Annotated in this window: 10 protein-coding genes; 9 read left to right on the forward strand and 1 reads right to left on the reverse strand. The window is 58.2% G+C overall.

Annotated features, from left to right (window positions below):
- Window positions 1-2: 2 nt before the first annotated feature.
- The 9 genes from SMC3_RS08515 to SMC3_RS08555 all read left to right on the forward strand — a co-directional run bounded on the left by SMC3_RS08515 (window position 3) and on the right by SMC3_RS08555 (window position 15,302).
- Complete coding sequence (locus SMC3_RS08515) at window positions 3-1,169, forward strand: galactokinase (protein ID WP_119088094.1); 1,167 nt, start codon at window positions 3-5, stop codon at window positions 1,167-1,169.
- A gap of 1 nt (window position 1,170) precedes the next feature.
- Window positions 1,171-3,192 carry a glycoside hydrolase family 36 protein gene (locus SMC3_RS08520; RefSeq protein WP_165846696.1) on the forward strand — a complete coding sequence of 674 codons (2,022 nt, stop codon included), beginning with the start codon at window positions 1,171-1,173 and terminating at the stop codon, window positions 3,190-3,192.
- A 44-nt stretch (window positions 3,193-3,236) separates the two neighbouring features.
- Window positions 3,237-4,535, forward strand: coding sequence for a glycoside hydrolase family 1 protein (locus SMC3_RS08525; protein WP_119088096.1), 1,299 nt, complete (start codon window positions 3,237-3,239; stop codon window positions 4,533-4,535).
- A gap of 196 nt (window positions 4,536-4,731) precedes the next feature.
- Window positions 4,732-6,813: a glycoside hydrolase family 57 protein gene (locus SMC3_RS08530; RefSeq protein WP_119090062.1), complete on the forward strand. Its 2,082-nt coding sequence runs from the start codon at window positions 4,732-4,734 to the stop codon at window positions 6,811-6,813.
- A gap of 1 nt (window position 6,814) precedes the next feature.
- The gene (locus SMC3_RS08535; RefSeq protein WP_165846697.1) at window positions 6,815-8,701 is read left to right on the forward strand and encodes an alpha-amylase/4-alpha-glucanotransferase domain-containing protein; all 1,887 of its coding nucleotides are present in this window, start codon (window positions 6,815-6,817) and stop codon (window positions 8,699-8,701) included.
- 1 nt (window position 8,702) lies between these two features.
- Complete coding sequence (locus SMC3_RS08540; RefSeq protein ID WP_119090063.1) at window positions 8,703-10,232, forward strand: 1,4-alpha-glucan branching protein domain-containing protein; 1,530 nt, start codon at window positions 8,703-8,705, stop codon at window positions 10,230-10,232.
- Window positions 10,233-10,293: 61 nt separating this feature from the next.
- Window positions 10,294-11,712, forward strand: a complete 1,419-nt coding sequence (glgA, locus tag SMC3_RS08545) for a glycogen synthase GlgA (RefSeq protein ID WP_119088101.1) — start codon at window positions 10,294-10,296, stop codon at window positions 11,710-11,712.
- Window positions 11,709-14,195 carry a sugar phosphate nucleotidyltransferase gene (locus tag SMC3_RS08550; protein WP_119088102.1) on the forward strand — a complete coding sequence of 829 codons (2,487 nt, stop codon included), beginning with the start codon at window positions 11,709-11,711 and terminating at the stop codon, window positions 14,193-14,195. Before glgA ends, SMC3_RS08550 begins: the two co-directional genes overlap by 4 nt.
- Before the next feature lie 78 nt (window positions 14,196-14,273).
- Window positions 14,274-15,302, forward strand: coding sequence for a DUF2804 domain-containing protein (locus SMC3_RS08555; RefSeq protein ID WP_119088103.1), 1,029 nt, complete (start codon window positions 14,274-14,276; stop codon window positions 15,300-15,302).
- An 88-nt stretch (window positions 15,303-15,390) separates the two neighbouring features.
- Here the strand turns inward: SMC3_RS08555 and SMC3_RS08560 are convergent, their stop codons facing one another.
- Window positions 15,391-16,119, reverse strand: coding sequence for a nucleoside phosphorylase (locus SMC3_RS08560; protein WP_119088104.1), 729 nt, complete (start codon window positions 16,117-16,119; stop codon window positions 15,391-15,393).
- Window position 16,120: the final 1 nt, after the last annotated feature.

A 16,120-nucleotide genomic window follows, 5' to 3' on the forward strand; every position in this document is an offset into this window, starting at 1 on the left:
GCATGCCTCCGTTCCTTGCCCAGGAGTTCGTGCATCTCTACGGTACCGGGGACCATGAAGTCCGGTCATTTTTCGCTCCTGGCCGAGCAAACCTCATCGGAGAACACATCGACTACAACGGCGGTCTGGTCATGCCCGCGGCAGTCACGCTAGGGATTACGGCAACCTGCCGGCTCCGCTCCGACCGTCTCATCAGACTTCACTCATCGGATGACGCGCTGGCCGTCCAGATCGACCTCGACCGACCCATCGAACCCGACCCTGCACGCGGCTGGGGCAACTACCCGGCGGGAGTCCTCCGTGAACTCCTTCTCCAGGAAGTGAATTTCATGGGAGCCGACGTCCTCTTCACTACGACGCTTCCACAGGGAGCCGGACTCTCATCCTCTGCAGCTATGGAAGTATTGACTGCGTTTTCCTTTCTCGCACTCGCGGGGGCACCCACGAACGACCTCAAGGCCATCGCCCTGCTTTGCCAGAAGGTGGAGAACCAGTTTGTCGGAGTCAATTGCGGCATCATGGATCAGTTCGCCGTCGCGCTCGGCAGGGAGAACTGTGCCCTGCTGCTCGACTGTGAATCGCAGGACTACCACTATGTGCCTGTGGCCTTGGGGGCACACGCTCTGGTTATCATGAACACATCCAGGCAGAGGCAACTGGCCGGCTCAAAGTACAACGAACGGAGAGCCGAGTGCGATGCCGTACTCCGACTTCTCGGCACAGATGCGCCCCGAAACGGTCTCGTCCATGCTCCATGGGAAAGCATACTGTCCCATGTTTCGGACCCGGTGCTGCGGAGAAGAGCACGTCATGTCATCTCTGAGCAGGCACGGGTCGAACAGGCCTGTCGCGTGCTAGCAGCCGGCGACCTGGCCGCATTCGGGAGACTGCTTACAGAGTCTCACGCGTCGCTTCGAGATGACTACGAAGTGACCGGACCACATCTCGATGCGATCGTTTGTGCCGCACTTCAGGCTCCAGGATGCCTGGGGGCCCGCATGACGGGCGCCGGTTTCGGAGGCTGTGCAATCGCGCTCGTCGAGCAGGTCGAGATTCCAGACTTCACCTCTTCGGTTCGATCCGCCTACCTGGCAGCGACTGGTTTGGAACCTGCATTTTATGTGACACACGCGGCTGATGGTGTCCACGAAACGACCAGGAAGGGGTAGAATGGAAAATGTAAGGGGAAAACTGACCTATCGTTGCGGGGCGGTTGTCAAGACCTTGAACTTCGACCTGGACGGGCCAGCGGAAAATGATGACCTCGTCATTGCGCCGGCCATAAGCACAACTGCTCCCGGAGAACACTGGACCATCACCGTGACCTCTCGCACCACGGTGAAGCTGCTCACAGCAGAACTGCGAGTCCCCATTGCTGTTCCACCGTCCAGCCGCGTCTTCGTGAATGGCTACCAGACGTGGACAGAATCACATGAGATGGGACCCAGGGATCGTATCCCTTCACTCAACAGGCTGGCCCGCTCACGGTGTTCCATGTACGGCGATTACGAATACGTCACGAACCCCGGCTTTCCGGGACGTTTCCACGGCTGGACCTATGGATACGTTCGAACCGAACCTGATCTCTTGACTCTGTTTGCCTCACTGGCTGAACATACAGGATTCACCCTGATCACGGTCACCGCCTCCGCGGGAAGAGCCATCCTCCAGAAGGAGTGTGGAGGGGTCATGCCTGTTGAACCGTATCTTCTGTACGACGTGTACGTAGGAACTGGAACGGACAGCGAGACCTTCGGCCGCTATTTCGACCTCCTTGGTCTCCGGCGCCTCCGGACGCCACCTCTGACCGGCTGGACAAGCTGGTATAACTACTACACGAGCATCACGCAGGAGATCCTTCGACACAACCTCGACGCGCTCAGCGAACACGAGGTCCCTCTCGACGCCTTCCAGATCGACGACGGGTGGCAACATGCCGTCGGCGATTGGTTGACAACCAATGCAAAATTCCCGGACGGGATGGGGGCTATGGCCGATGCAATCCACGGGCGCGGCTACAAAGCCGGCTTGTGGCTAGCGCCCTTCATCGCCGAGGAGGCATCTGACCTGCTGCACGATCATCGCGACTGGTTCCTTACCGAGGATGACGGACACCTCGTCAAGGCTGGTTACAACCTAGGCTGGAGCGGCTTCTTCTACTCGCTTGACATGGCGAACCCGGCTGTCCGCACCTATCTCCGCGATGTCTTCAACCTGGTCCTCCACACCTGGCACTTCGATCTGGTCAAGCTCGACTTCCTGTATGCCGCCTGTCGCAGGGCCCCCGACGGCAAGACACGAGGCCAGGTCATGTCCGAATCCATGCAGTTCCTGCGCGACATTATCGGGGACAACCTCATTCTGGGATGTGGCGTTCCACTCGGCCCTGCATTTGGACAGGTCGACTTCTGCCGAATCGGCGGAGATGTCGCCCTGAAGTGGGAAGACCGCCTGTTGTCGACGATTCACTACCGCGAGCGGGTATCGACAGTCTGCGCACTGCGCAACACGATCAGCCGACGGCACCTGAACGGAATGGCCTTCTGGAACGATCCGGACGTCTTCATCCTTCGTGACACCGGAAACAGTCTGACGGAGGCCCAGCGTCGCACGCTCTTCCTTGTGAACCAGGCGATGGGGGGCCTCGTCTTCACGTCAGACGACATCTCCTCCTACACGGACCAACAGCTCAGGCAGTACCTTTCCCAGTTTCCATTCTCTGCGAAGGCCGTCGATGAGGCCAGACCATTTGGTGAGGCATGGCGCTTGACCTTGCACGCAGAGAACGCCACATACATCGTCGCTGCCAATCTTGGCTCCCGGCCTGCTACGATAGAGCTGGATCCTGGTGTCTACTACTGCAATGGGCACCTGGTCGATGGACAAGAGCCCCTGAAGCTCCTTCCCTTCGATTCGACCTGTCTCCGGAAGGCGAACGGGGACAACGTCGAACTCCTTGGAACCACGACCCACCTGTTCCCGGGCCTCGATGTCGCACACTTCGACTGCCACGAAACGTCAATAACATTCAAGCGGTTCGACACCGCACAACTCGAAGGTGAAGCACTGATAGGCGTCCCCGACGCATCCGATCGATGGACAGTGAACGGGGTAGCTGCAACCCCTGAGCGCCAGAGCGGTCACACGGTCTTACGAGCGCCCATATCGCGAGTTGCGCGGCCAGTCGATTGAGGCATACTACTGACACCGGCTACACCAGACAAGGAGGTATGACCATGGAACCATTTGCATTGCCAGAGAGTTTCCTGCTGGGCACGGCGACAGCTTCGCTGCAGATCGAGGGTGGTGATCGCAACAATAGCTGGTATCGCTGGGTTCAGACCGGTCATGTCAAGGATGGTACCAGCTGCATTGTAGCTGACGATCACTGGAACAGGGTGACTGAGGACATTGCTCTCATGAAGCAGCTCCATCAACAGACCTATCGAATGAGTCTGGAGTGGAGCCGCATCGAGCCGACACGGGGGCACTTCGACAAGGATGCCATCGGCCACTATCGTCTCGAGATACAGCAACTGGTGGACGCCGGAATCAGGCCTCTTGTCACACTACACCATTTCTCAAACCCATTGTGGCTCGAAGACGCGGGTGCGTGGGTCAACCCAGACGTCATCGACCTTTTTGAGCGATACACGGCCTATGTCGTGGAGAACCTTGGCGATCTCGTGAGCGACTGGTGCACCATCAACGAACCAAACGCCTACCTCGCGGCGGGATATGTCATGGGCGGATGGCCTCCGAGCAACATCAGTATCACCAAGTACTTCAGGGGTGCTCGCAACATGATCGTGGCACACATCAAGTCCTATCGCAAGATCCATCAGGTGCGTGCGTCCAACGGCTATAATGATACGATGGTCGGCGTCGCCAATCACCTCAGGCTGTTCGATCCCAAACATGGCAACGGCCGCGAACGGTGGGCGGCAGGCATGTACGAAAGGCTCTTTCAGGAGCTTTTTGTCACAGGGATGTGCGAGGGAAGGCTCCTGTCGCCGCTGGGCGGGGGATACCCTCTTGGCGAGGGTCGCTACTTCGATTTCCTCGGCGTCAACTACTATACGCGCGACATCGTCGACTGTTCCGGAAAGTCCACAAATCCGCTGGGCAGACTTGAAGTACGCGAAGACAGCCAGAAGAACGACCTCGGGTGGGAACTATACCCTGAGGGGCTGTATCGTGTCTGCAAGAAGTACTGGGACCGCTATCATACCCCCATCTTCATCACCGAGAATGGCACGGCCGACGCCAAGGACGCCTTCCGAACAAGGTACATCTATGACCACCTTCTCCAAGTGAGCCGGCTCATCGAGGACGGTGTAGATGTACAGCGCTACTATCACTGGTCCCTGATGGACAACTTCGAGTGGATCGAGGGCCTGAGCGCGAAATTCGGCATTGTCGCAGTGGACTACGCCACGCTAGAGAGGACAGTTCGTACCAGCGGATGGTTCTATGCCGACGTCGCGAAACATCGCGGCGTCACGGAGAAAATGATCCAACAGTACCTCGCATGAGAGGAGCAGCCTCCACGATGAGCCTGATGATGGGATCCCGACAGACAACCTCATATGCATATGCCCACACGCCCCAGGCACGGACACAGGATGTGGCACACAGAATGTCTGCCCAATGCCGGGAAAGCCAGTTCTTGTGGCCTGCTACGATACCACAGGATGCACGCGCAGATAGCAGACACTGACGCTCCTGACCATGCCGGAGTTGCTCTCTGTATGCTTCCTGTGGCATTTCCACCAGCCACAATATCAGGATCTCACGTCGGGAACAGCACTGCTTCCGTGGACTCGGCTTCACTGTGCACGCAACTACGCGATGATGCTCGAGCTCCTGGAGGAACAACCTGCTGTGCACGTCACCATCAACATCACCCCGGTCCTGGCGACACAGCTTGACGCATACGCGCATGGCAGGTCCAGCGACGAGTGGCTTGAGCTGACATCGACCCCTGTCACCAGGTTGGACGTGGACCAGCGAATGCGGCTGATCACCCTGTTCCTGGATGTCAACCGTGAACGTATCATCGACCCCGACGCCCGCTATACCGAGCTGTACCGTCTGAGGAACGAGCCTCCCGGCTCCTGGTCCGAACAGGAGCTGCGCGACCTTCAGTGTAAGTTCATCCTTGCCTGGACATGCCGCGGTGACCTCCAGGCAGGTCTGGTGGATCGGACACTTCTGGCGAAATCTCGTGACTATACCGAGGAGGACCGCACGGCCCTTCTCGAAGCTCAGCAGGAACTTGTGCGAAACTTCCTTCCCAGGTTGGCGCGACTTGCTGCGTCCGGCCAGATCGAACTGGCGACGTCACCGTTCGCACACCCTATCATCCCCCTCCTCATCGACACCGACGTCGCCCGCTCCGTTCAGGACACTCCGTTTCCACAGCCTGGTTTCCGCCACCCCGAGGATGCCTTCATGCACCTCGATCTCGGAAAGAAGACTGTCGAAGACCTGCTGCACCAGCGTGTGCAAGGGTGCTGGCCCTCTGAGGGAAGCGTGTCCCAGGACGCCGTGGCCGAGATCGCTCGCGCGGGTTTCTCCTGGACCGCCACCGATGAGGAGATCCTACTGCGGGAGCTCCCTGACGAGCCGCATCGGGTGCTGTACCGCCCCTACCGGGCACAGACCAGGGCGGGAGAAGTCACCATGGTATTCCGAGACAGGGGACTCTCCGACGCCATAGGTTTCTGGTATGCCTCCCTGACGAAAGAACATGCTGTCGGGCAGTTCCTGGACAGTGTCCGTTCGATCCGCGACGCTCTCGACAGACCCGGTGTCCTCTCGATCATCCTGGATGGAGAGAACGCATGGGAGTTCTACCCAGAGGGAGGGGTACCATTTCTCAGAGCACTGTATGCTGCCCTTGCCGATGAGCCAGGTGTGTGCCTGAGCACGGTAGCGGAAGCCATCGAGCGCAACTCCGCGACGCCCATGCCGGACTTCCGTCCCGGATCGTGGATCGATGGTAACTTCCGTATCTGGATAGGCGAGGATGAAGATAACAGGGCGTGGCAGTACCTCCGGGAGACCCGGGAGGACTGGGCGCGGTTTGACCCGGCTGAACAGGAGCACTCGCGCATGTCCCTGCTTGCAGCCGAGGGATCAGACTGGAACTGGTGGTATGGGCGCGATCGCACCTTCCAGACCGCTGTGCAGTTCGACGACCTGTATCGGCTCCACCTCGCCAACGTCTACACGCAGGCAGGGAAGCAGATCCCGGATCGCCTCCTCGTTCCAATACTTGATGGCGGTCCAACGATGGTCCCCATCCTGCCCGTCGGCCTCATGAACCCTGGCATCGATGGCGGCCCCCCTGGAGACCTCGACTGGGCATCTGCACACCATATCAAGCCCAACAGCGGGGGGGGAGCAATGAACTCGGGAGTGCCGGTCGTCACGTCGGTGCGAATCGGCTACAGTCTCTCGGACATGTACCTTCTGATGCAGTTTGGGTCTCAGGCGGCCGCGGCAAGAGACCTGCAAGTGGAGGTGCGCTGTACGTCGCCTGGAGGTAGTACCCATCTGATCATCCGCCGCGACGACGGCAAGACCAAAGCATCGATAGACCCTTTGGGACCAATGATGTGGGCCCTGGGAGAGACACTTCAGATCCGCCTGCCCTTTGAGTCTCTACGGGCCCGACGCGGGGACACCATCACATTTGCCATCGTGGTCCTGGGAGAAGGGCACCTGATGTCAGCCGTCCCCGCCCATGGTGTTATGTCCATCGAACTTCCTGCTGCCGACTACGAACTGCAACACCGGGAGGTGTGATATGAAAAGACTGTGTCTTTGCATCCACAACCATCAACCGGTGGGGAATTTCGATTACGTCTTCCGCGAGGCCATCGATCGATCGTACGTACCGTTCCTTGAAACACTCTCCCGGTACCCCCGCATCAAGGTCTCTCTCCACACATCAGGACCTCTTCTGGAGTTCATCGAACGAGATTCCACGTCGACGTACCTGGACCTTGTGCGCAGTCTGGTGGCTTCGGGCCAACTCGAGCTCGTCGGGGGTGGCTACTTCGAGCCAATTCTGCAGCTGCTTCCCGAGCGTGATCGCATCCAGCAGATCCAGTTGATGAGTGACGAGCTGCTCAGGCTATTTGGACGTCGCCCCACGGGTCTCTGGCTGGCGGAGCGGGTCTGGGAACCCGACCTCGCAAGCAGCCTGGCACGAGCCGGCGTCCAGTGGACTCTCGTGGACGACAATGGATTCGAGAAGAGTGGTCTGCGGGGACCGGACCTGACCCACGCCTATGTCACCGAAGACCAGAGCCAGACACTGACTGTCTTTCCCATCCTCAAGGAGTTGCGCTACAGGATCCCCTGGTCAGAACCAGAAGAGACGCTGGGTTACATCCGCGAGTTCGGGGAGGATGCGGAAGTGTTCGTCTACGGCGATGATGGCGAGAAATTCGGCCTTTGGCCTGGAACGTACGATCACGTCTACACTCAGGGGTGGCTGCAACGCTTCTTCCAGGCACTGACAGACGCAGAAGATGTGACCACCGTGACCGTCGCCGAAGCTGTATCTTCCCTCAAGCCACGGGAACGTGTCTACCTGCCCACCTGCTCATATGTTGAGATGGAAGAGTGGTCTCTGGCAGCGTCACGGCAGAAGGTATTCGCCGATTTATGCCAGAAGACCAGTCCGGAGGAACGTTCTTTTCTCAGTGGCGGTACGTTTCGCAACTTTCTGGCCCGATACCCCGAGGCCAACCGCATGCACAAGCGCATGCTGTTCGTAGGATCTGAATTAGGAAATGCGGACAGTGAGGCTCGTATGCACTACCTGCGGAGTCAGTGCAACTGTGCGTACTGGCACGGCATCTTCGGAGGGTTGTATCTTCCCCACCTCCGTGACGCCATTTACACCGAGCTGCTCACAGCCGAACGGTTGATACCAGAGCGACGGTTGGGCACGTGGCTGCAGGATACAGACGCTGACGGGCAACCTGAGGTCGTCATGGCAACCAAGCATCAGGTGTTCTTCCTGCACGTCTGCGGTGGTCGTCTGGTCCTATGGGATGACCTGCGACAATCATGGTCGTGGAGCAACGTCATGACACGATATCACGAGGCCTTCCATGACCGGATGCTCGAAGCTACGTCGCAGAGTGAGACGCATAGAGTAACCAACATCCACGAGACTCTGCGTCTCAAGGATCCTGATGCGCCTGGCGCACTCCAATTCGACGATCATATGCGCGTCAACTTCATCGATCGCTTTGGTCCGTCACTTGATGCTGCCACAGGTGGTGAACCTGTGATGAAAGAGTACTCTGCAGAACTCGGCCAGACCTGGGCACGGCTCGAGGCATCCGGGCTGATAGTCAAGACATTCGCGCCGAGCGAGGGTGGGCTCCGTGTTGATTTCGAGATTGGGGCACCACAGAACTGGTACGTATGCGAACTCAACCTGGCTCTGTGGTGGGAAGACAGAGAACGCTCGTTCGTGGCGGACTCCTTTACCATCGGGACCGAAGCTCATCGTCTCTCGGTACGGACCAGCTCCCCTATTCATGTGGAACTGTCTCCGATAAGGACAGTCTCGAATTCGGAGAGCGGCATCGAAACCATCTACCAGGGAATGACAGTATTCATTGCGCTTGACCTGAGAACGTCGCGGCACCTGACCCTTGAGATTGGAGGCTGACATGAATGGTCGCTTTGTCATGGTTCTGCATTCGCACCTGCCCTACGTCCTTGGCAAAGGACGCTGGCCTTTCGGTGAAGAGTGGTTGCATGAGATTGCCCTCGACACGTACCTTCCTCTCCTCGAGGAATTCGAACGACTGGACCATGACAACGTGCCGGGGACCATTGCTCTTGGCATAACCCCCATCCTCATGGAACAGCTCAAGTCCCCCGCATTTGTCGACAGCTTCCGAACGTGGGTCGACGTAAAACGCAAGGCCCTGGAACAGGACGTCTCACGTCTTCCGGATACTCCAGAAGCTCACGACCTGAATATGTTCTATCGTGAAGAATTGGATCAGCGTCTTCGACAGTTCGACATGTTGGGCGGCGATCTGCTGGAGGCCTTCGCAAGGCTGCAGGAAAGCGGTCGCCTAGAAATTCTGACGTCATGCGCCACACACGGATACATGCCGCTGTTTGGCAACGACGAATCCCGGCGGCTACAGATCCGCACTGGAGTTGCGGTTTATCAACACTGGATGGGACGCAGGCCAACCGGATTCTGGCTGCCGGAATGCGGCTATATCCCAGGTGTCGAGCGTCTTCTGGCCGAGGAGGGCCTGCGCTACTTCATTGCGGATGCAACCACATTTGATGCCGGCACGGGACAGGAACACACTAACGTGCACATTCCCGTTGCAACGAGCACTGAGGCTCCATGGACACCATGGAACATCGGCGCAGACGTCGCAGTCTTCCTGCGTAACCCCGCAACAAGCAAGCAGGTCTGGTCACGTGATTTCGGCTATCCCGGAAATGGCTCCTATCGCGAGTTCCACAAGCGGTGCGAAAGTTCGGGGTGGCAGTACTGGCGCATTACCAGCAAACAGACGGATCTGGGAGCAAAGGAACTCTACAGACCAGACGAAGCGCGCAAGCGCGCCATAGAACATGGCCAGCATTTCGCTTCACTGGTCAGGGACCTCGCGGCACAACGAGAGAGGCTCACTGGTGACCCAGGCGTGATCGTGGCGGCCTATGATACCGAACTCTTTGGGCACTGGTGGTATGAGGGGCGTGAATGGATTGGCGCCGTGCTCCGCAACTTGGCTGCGAAGGAATCCATCTCGGCAGTCGCCCCGACAGCAGTACTGGCCGAGCGCAATCTGCCCCTCGGGCGGCTGCGCGAATCCAGCTGGGGCTCAGGGGGAGGACACAGTACCTGGATGAACCCCGAGACCTCGTGGATCTGGGACAACATCCACGACGACCAGCGCCATTTCGTCGACCTTCTGCCTCAGCTCCACGGCCAGACGGGGGACGCGTTGCTGCGTGAGATCCTTCTGGAAGAGAGCTCGGACTGGCCCTTCATGATCACCACTGCACAAGCGCGCACCTATGGCACGGCGAGATTCCTTGAGCACCACCGCAAGGTACGTGCGCTGTTTGCAGCTATCGAGGACACGGATCAGATCCCGACGAGTCAGGCAGGATCGGATGATCCTGTGTTCGAGCATATACGTCTGAACGAGATATGGAAGGCATAATGCCGGAACTGCGCAAAGTTGTCGTTGAGGAAAGTGCCCAGTTCCTGCGTAAGGTAGAGCTGTGAAAGTCTTCTTTGTGGCCTCGGAAGGAACGCCCTATGTCAAGACAGGTGGTCTCGGAGACGTTACAGGCAGCCTTCCTGCCGCTCTGCACATGCTCGGGGCGGACACGTTCCTGATTCTGCCATTCTATCGGACCATCATGGCAAAAAACCTTCCGCTGGAGCAGGTGATGACTGGCACGTTGGCGATGGGTGACAGGGCCCTTCCGTACACGGTCCTTCGCCATCAACAGACCTACTTCATCGCTCAGAACGAGTTCTTTGACCGTGACGGCCTCTACAATACGCGCGGAGGTGACTATCCAGACAATTGGATGCGGTTCGCCTTCTTTGCGCGCGCCGCACTCGAGACCATCGTCGCACTTGGCGGCGCTGAGGTCATCCACGTGCATGACTGGCAAGCCGCACTGCTCCCCGTCTATCTGAGCGTCCTCTATCCGAAGCACCGGGAGAAGACCCTGCTGACGATCCACAATATCGCCTACCAAGGACTCTTTTCCCCCGAGATCCTCCCTGACATCGGATTGCCGAGTTCAGTCTTCACCATCCACGGCCTCGAGTTCTTCGGCAATGTGAACTACCTTAAGGGGGGCATAGTCTGGGCCGACGAAGTCAATACTGTTTCTCCGACATACGCCCGCGAAATCCGGACCGAGGAGTACAGTTTCGGGCTCCACGGCATTCTGGCTACGCGGCGTGAGCACCTGAGTGGCATTCTCAATGGTATCGACTGCTCCTATTGGGATCCTGCCGCAGATAGAGCACTGCCTCATATGTACAGTCCCTCATCGCTGGCTGGAAAGGCACAGGACAAGGAAAGTCTATTGCAGGAAACCGGACTCACGGCAGAACCTGACCGTCCTTTGTTCGTCATGGTGTCTCGACTGGTTGCCCAGAAAGGAGTCGACCTCGTGCTCGGCGCCTTTGACCAGATGATGTCGCTTCCCATAAACCTGATGGTCCTCGGTACGGGCGACACCGAAATCGAGACAGCTCTCGTGGCAAAGGCTGCCGCCTATCCCGGGCGTTTCGTGTTCAGCCAGAAATTCAACGAGGGTCTGGCACACCGCATGTATGCCGGATCAGACTTCTTTCTTATGCCCTCGCGGTTCGAGCCGTGCGGCCTGTCACAGATGATTGCCCTCCGCTATGGAAGCGTCCCAGTGGTACGAAGAACAGGTGGACTGAAGGACACGGTCCAGGACGTCCATCCCAAGACAGGAACGGGGAACGGCATCAGCTTCGATGGCGTGACACCGTCCGAGTTCCTTGACGCCGTGAGACGTGCCGTTAGGCTATACACTGACGGTGACGCGTTCCGACGTATCCAGGCCGTTGGCATGGCCTGCGACTTCTCTTGGCAAGCTAGCGCGCGCGAATATCTCGCATTGTACCATTCCATGGAGGCGTCCTCATGAAAGCAGTCATTCTGGCAGGAGGTTTTGGTACGCGGTTACGCCCATTGACAGTCAATCTTCCAAAACCGATGGTTCCATTCGCCAACCGCCCCATGATGCTGCACATCATGCGACTGCTCAAGAAGCACGGGTTCGATGATCTTGTTGTCATCCTGTATCACCAGCCCGATGCCATACGCAGCTACTTCGGTGACGGCAGCGATTTCGGTGTAAAGATCGAGTATGTCACCAGTCAGGAGGATCTTGGAACCGCTGGAGCTGTTGGGCTTGCGCGAGCTAGCCTGCAGGAGACGTTCCTGGTCATTGCGGCCGACATCGTCACTGATATCGACCTCACCAAGGCAGTTCAGTACCATAGCGAACACAAGGCAGCTGCGACAATTACTCTGTCACGAGTGGAGAACCCTCTGGAGTATGGCATTGTCATCACCGACTCCGAAGGGCATATCGTACGCTTCCTTGAGAAACCATCATGGGGAGAGGTTTTCTCTGACACAGTGAACACAGGGATCTATGTCCTGGAGCCGTCCGTCTGGGATGACATTCCTGAGGACAAGGAGGTCGACTTCTCGAAGAACCTTTTTCCCTCCCTGCTGGCGCACAATCAGCCGCTGTTCGGGTATATCGCTCCGGGTTACTGGCGCGATGTCGGCAACATCCGCGAGTACAAACACGCGCATGGAGACGTGTTGAAAGGAAAGGTCGACCTTGAGGCTCAAGGCGAACGCATCGGTGGCATCGGCAATGATGTCTGGGTCGGCGAAGGAAGCCAGATCTCGAGCTTCAAGGGGTTTGACGGCTCAGTCCTTATCGGCAAAGACACGACTATCGGCGAAGCACGCGTACGCAGTTCCTTCATTGGCGACCATGCAGTTATCCAGAGTGGAGCAAACATCGATAACTCAGTCCTGTGGGACGGCGTCGTCGTGGAGTCGGGAGCCCGTATCTTTAACTCTATCGTCTGCAAAAACGTCCACATTGGCAAGGACGTCCTTCTCGAGGGTGACAATACCGTGGCTGACGATTGCATCATCGGTCAAGGATCTGTCCTCAAGTCCCAGGTCGAGATCTGGCCGGGCAAGACTGTCGAACCAGGCTCTACCGTCACGAGCAACGTCGTTTGGGGCAAGGCCTGGTCAAGAGCCCTGTTTGGCTCTTATGGCATCGTCGGTGTCAACAACGTCGAAGTCACTCCGGAGATGTGTGCCAAGCTGGGCTGTGCCTATGGTACGTTCCTTGGCAAGGGTTCGGTCGTTTTCACTGCGCGCGACGACCACCAGTCTTCACGCATGCTCAAACGTTCGCTCATCGGAGGCCTCATGAGCACCGGCGTACGCGTCATGGACCTCCAGGCAGCTCCAGTGCCCCTGGCACGGTTCACCGTAAAGTCCTTCGCGGGCAGCGGTGGCGTTCACGTCATGCGTTCACCATTCGACCGTCGACTCACAACGATACGATTCTATGACCGATCAGGGTTCGATCTTTCCACCACGCAGGAAGGAGCCATCGAGCGCCTGTTCTTCCGTGAGGAATTTGCACGCGCCGACGTCGAAGAGGTGGGGACTATCGATATTCCGCCTCGTGTGGTGGAGTCGTACCGTGACTACTTGCTGAGCACTCTGGATGTAGCCGCCATCCGGTCCTCCGGCATCCGGTTTGTCATCGACTACTCGTATGGCACTCCCGTCCAGTTCTTCCCTGCCATTGCAGGAGAGTTTGGCCTCGAGATCATCTCACTGCACGCTTACACTGACGGGCGACGAGCGGTGAGGACGGCGTCTGAGTTCCGGGACGCCAAACGCAAGCTGTCTTCCATGGTCAAGTCGCTGGGAACATCGTTTGGCGTGATCCTGGACGCCTCCGGCGAGAAGATCTTTCTCGTGGATCGGAGTGGTGAGATCCTTTCTGATACCCGTGCCACGGCACTCATAATTGGCTCCAGACATCGGTCCGGGGTCCTGAACTCGGTTACCCTTCCCATTACGGCATCCATCGAGTTGGAACGGTACGTCAGGGATCAGGGTGTCGATGTACACTGGTGCTCGACGCTGCCACGCAACATCATCCACGAAGCGACAAATACCGACGCTGGCGCGGACATCCTGGGAGGCTTCATCTTCTCCCGTGCTGTCCCTTTCTATGACGGTATGCTCTCCATTGGTTTTCTCCTTGAGACGCTTGCCAAAACAGGGGAAGATCTCGTCGCGCTAAAGCAGGAGACGCCGGCCCGGGATCCCAGCCACCTCGAACTGCCGTGCCCGTGGGAGTCCAAGGGGACCATCATGCGCCGCATGAGCGAGCTCTATCGTGACACTGCGGAGTTCGTCGAAGGGGTCAAGGAACGCGAGGAAGATGGGTACACCCTCGTGCTGCCTGACAGGGACCGCCCGGTACTGCACATCTATTCCAGCTATACGACCGACGAACGTGAACGCGACCGACTGGCCGACGCAGAGAAGAAAATCCGTTCCTGGATGGAATAGCCGCAGCCTCATTGCCGGAAGAAGCCACGAAACTACACCATTCGGTCTAGCCTTTTCAGACTGAGACTGGAGGAAATAGTGGGCGAGCACATCAAACCGCTTTCGATGATCAACGGCAACGGCCTGATCAATTTCGGATGGGCCAGGCAACCGCTGTTCGACGTGAACATGGCAGCTGCTGCGTCGGTGCATCGACACATCTTCAGTACGTGGCGCCTCAAGCGGTGGGAATATTTCTACGTCGCGACACCAACAGTCTTCTTCGCAGCGCAGATTGCCCACCTGGGATACTTGGCCAACCTCACCGCATACCTGTATGATATTGAACGCAACGTCTTGCTGGAGCGCACATCGAACATCCCCTTCGGAACCGACGTCGTCCTGGCCAACCATCCCCGCCAGGGGACGACCAGCGCCCGCGCAGGAACTTCCAAGTACCTCCAGTTTGAGATGACGCCAGAAGGCAAACACGTCACCGTCGACTGGCCCCGATTCAACGGGCAACAGGACCTCCACGCAGACCTGCTTCTCGGCTGGCCCAAGGAACTCGAGTCCCTGAGTGTCGTCGACCCCCTGAGGAACGGACGCTTCGCCTATACGACCAAGGTAACCTGCATGCCTGCTACGGGGGCTATCCGTATTGGACAGGAGAGATGGGAGTGTAATCGTTCAGAAGCACTGGGCGAATTGGACTGGAGTCGGGGTTTCCTCGAGAGTGTCACAGTATGGAAGTGGGCGACAGCTTCAGGACGGACACGGCAGGGTCAGACGGTTGGCTTCAACCTGTGCAGTGGTTTTCACGACGGGGGTGACAACGAGAACGCCGTGGTGGTCGACGGGCATCTCACCAAGTTGGGCCTCGTCTCCTTCACGTATGATCAGGCTCACATCATGCAACCCTGGCACGTCAATAGTTCCGATGGGCGCGTCGATCTGTCGTTCATCCCGATGGTGGATCGTCAGTCGTACACAGACGCCGGCCCTCTCCAAAGTCATATCCATCAGCTCGTGGGTCGGTACAGTGGTACCGTGACGTCAGAAGGTTCAGATCCGATAGCAATCACGGACTTCGTGGGGGCGGCCGAGGACCACTACGCTCGCTGGTAGTCGATTCATGGCTGGGCACAACGACTCAGAGCAAACGCCCCGGGCATATGGTGTCCGGGGCGTTTGCTGTCGACCAGGCGTCAGGCGCCTACAATCCCGCTTTCGATGCCCTGACCAGCGTAGAGAGGCCGATGCGAATGCTCTGCTCCTCGGCTGTTTTGAACAGGCCCTCGGCACTCTCCGGCTTGATCGCATCCTTCGTGACGCTACCGTCAACAGCAAAAAGGGCAGACGTGCGGACGCCACGGAACTGACCGACGATGAAGAGGCACCCGCTTTCCATTTCGATCGCCTTGACACCCGACTGCATCATCAGGCTCATCTTGTCCTTGTCGTAGTTACGGTAGAATGCGTCACTGCTGATGACGATTCCGTGTTTCGCCGTCGGAACAACGTCCCGGGCTGTTTCCATGGTGACGCGAAGGAGGTCGGCATCCGGCACAGCCGGGAACGACAGTGGAAGGTATTGGGGCGACGTTCCATCGTCACGGATACTCCCCGTGGCAACGACAAGGTCGCCGGCGTCGACGTCCGACGCAATGCCCCCGGCCGAGCCAACCCTGAGCAGCACACGCGCCCCAAGGTTGCACAGCTCCTCCACGACGATTGCTGTCGATGGGGCCCCCATTCCCGTCGTGGCAACCGACAGCCGTTCGCCCTCATATATCCCCGTGAAGACAAGCAGATACCGGTACTCATTGACCAGGCGAGCATCCTGGAGCAGCTTCGACACCTGCTCGGCTCGCTGGGGATTGCCGACCAGCATGACGTGCGGCGCAAGGTCCTCTGCCTCAAACTTCAAGTGAAACTGTGCCATG

It is taken from the genome of Candidatus Cryosericum hinesii (assembly GCF_003570985.1).
Classification (GTDB): Bacteria; Caldisericota; Caldisericia; order Cryosericales; family Cryosericaceae; genus Cryosericum; species Cryosericum hinesii.

What these genes read in the sequence shown, in the direction of transcription:
- SMC3_RS08515 (WP_119088094.1), top strand. Translation starts at nt 3, where the DNA reads ATGCCTCCGTTCCTTGCCCAGGAGTTCGTGCATCTCTACGGTACCGGG.
- SMC3_RS08520 (WP_165846696.1), top strand. Translation starts at nt 1,171, where the DNA reads ATGGAAAATGTAAGGGGAAAACTGACCTATCGTTGCGGGGCGGTTGTC.
- SMC3_RS08525 (WP_119088096.1), top strand. Translation starts at nt 3,237, where the DNA reads ATGGAACCATTTGCATTGCCAGAGAGTTTCCTGCTGGGCACGGCGACA.
- SMC3_RS08530 (WP_119090062.1), top strand. Translation starts at nt 4,732, where the DNA reads ATGCCGGAGTTGCTCTCTGTATGCTTCCTGTGGCATTTCCACCAGCCA.
- SMC3_RS08535 (WP_165846697.1), top strand. Translation starts at nt 6,815, where the DNA reads ATGAAAAGACTGTGTCTTTGCATCCACAACCATCAACCGGTGGGGAAT.
- SMC3_RS08540 (WP_119090063.1), top strand. Translation starts at nt 8,703, where the DNA reads ATGAATGGTCGCTTTGTCATGGTTCTGCATTCGCACCTGCCCTACGTC.
- SMC3_RS08550 (WP_119088102.1), top strand. Translation starts at nt 11,709, where the DNA reads ATGAAAGCAGTCATTCTGGCAGGAGGTTTTGGTACGCGGTTACGCCCA.
- SMC3_RS08560 (WP_119088104.1), bottom strand. Translation starts at nt 16,119, where the DNA reads ATGGCACAGTTTCACTTGAAGTTTGAGGCAGAGGACCTTGCGCCGCAC.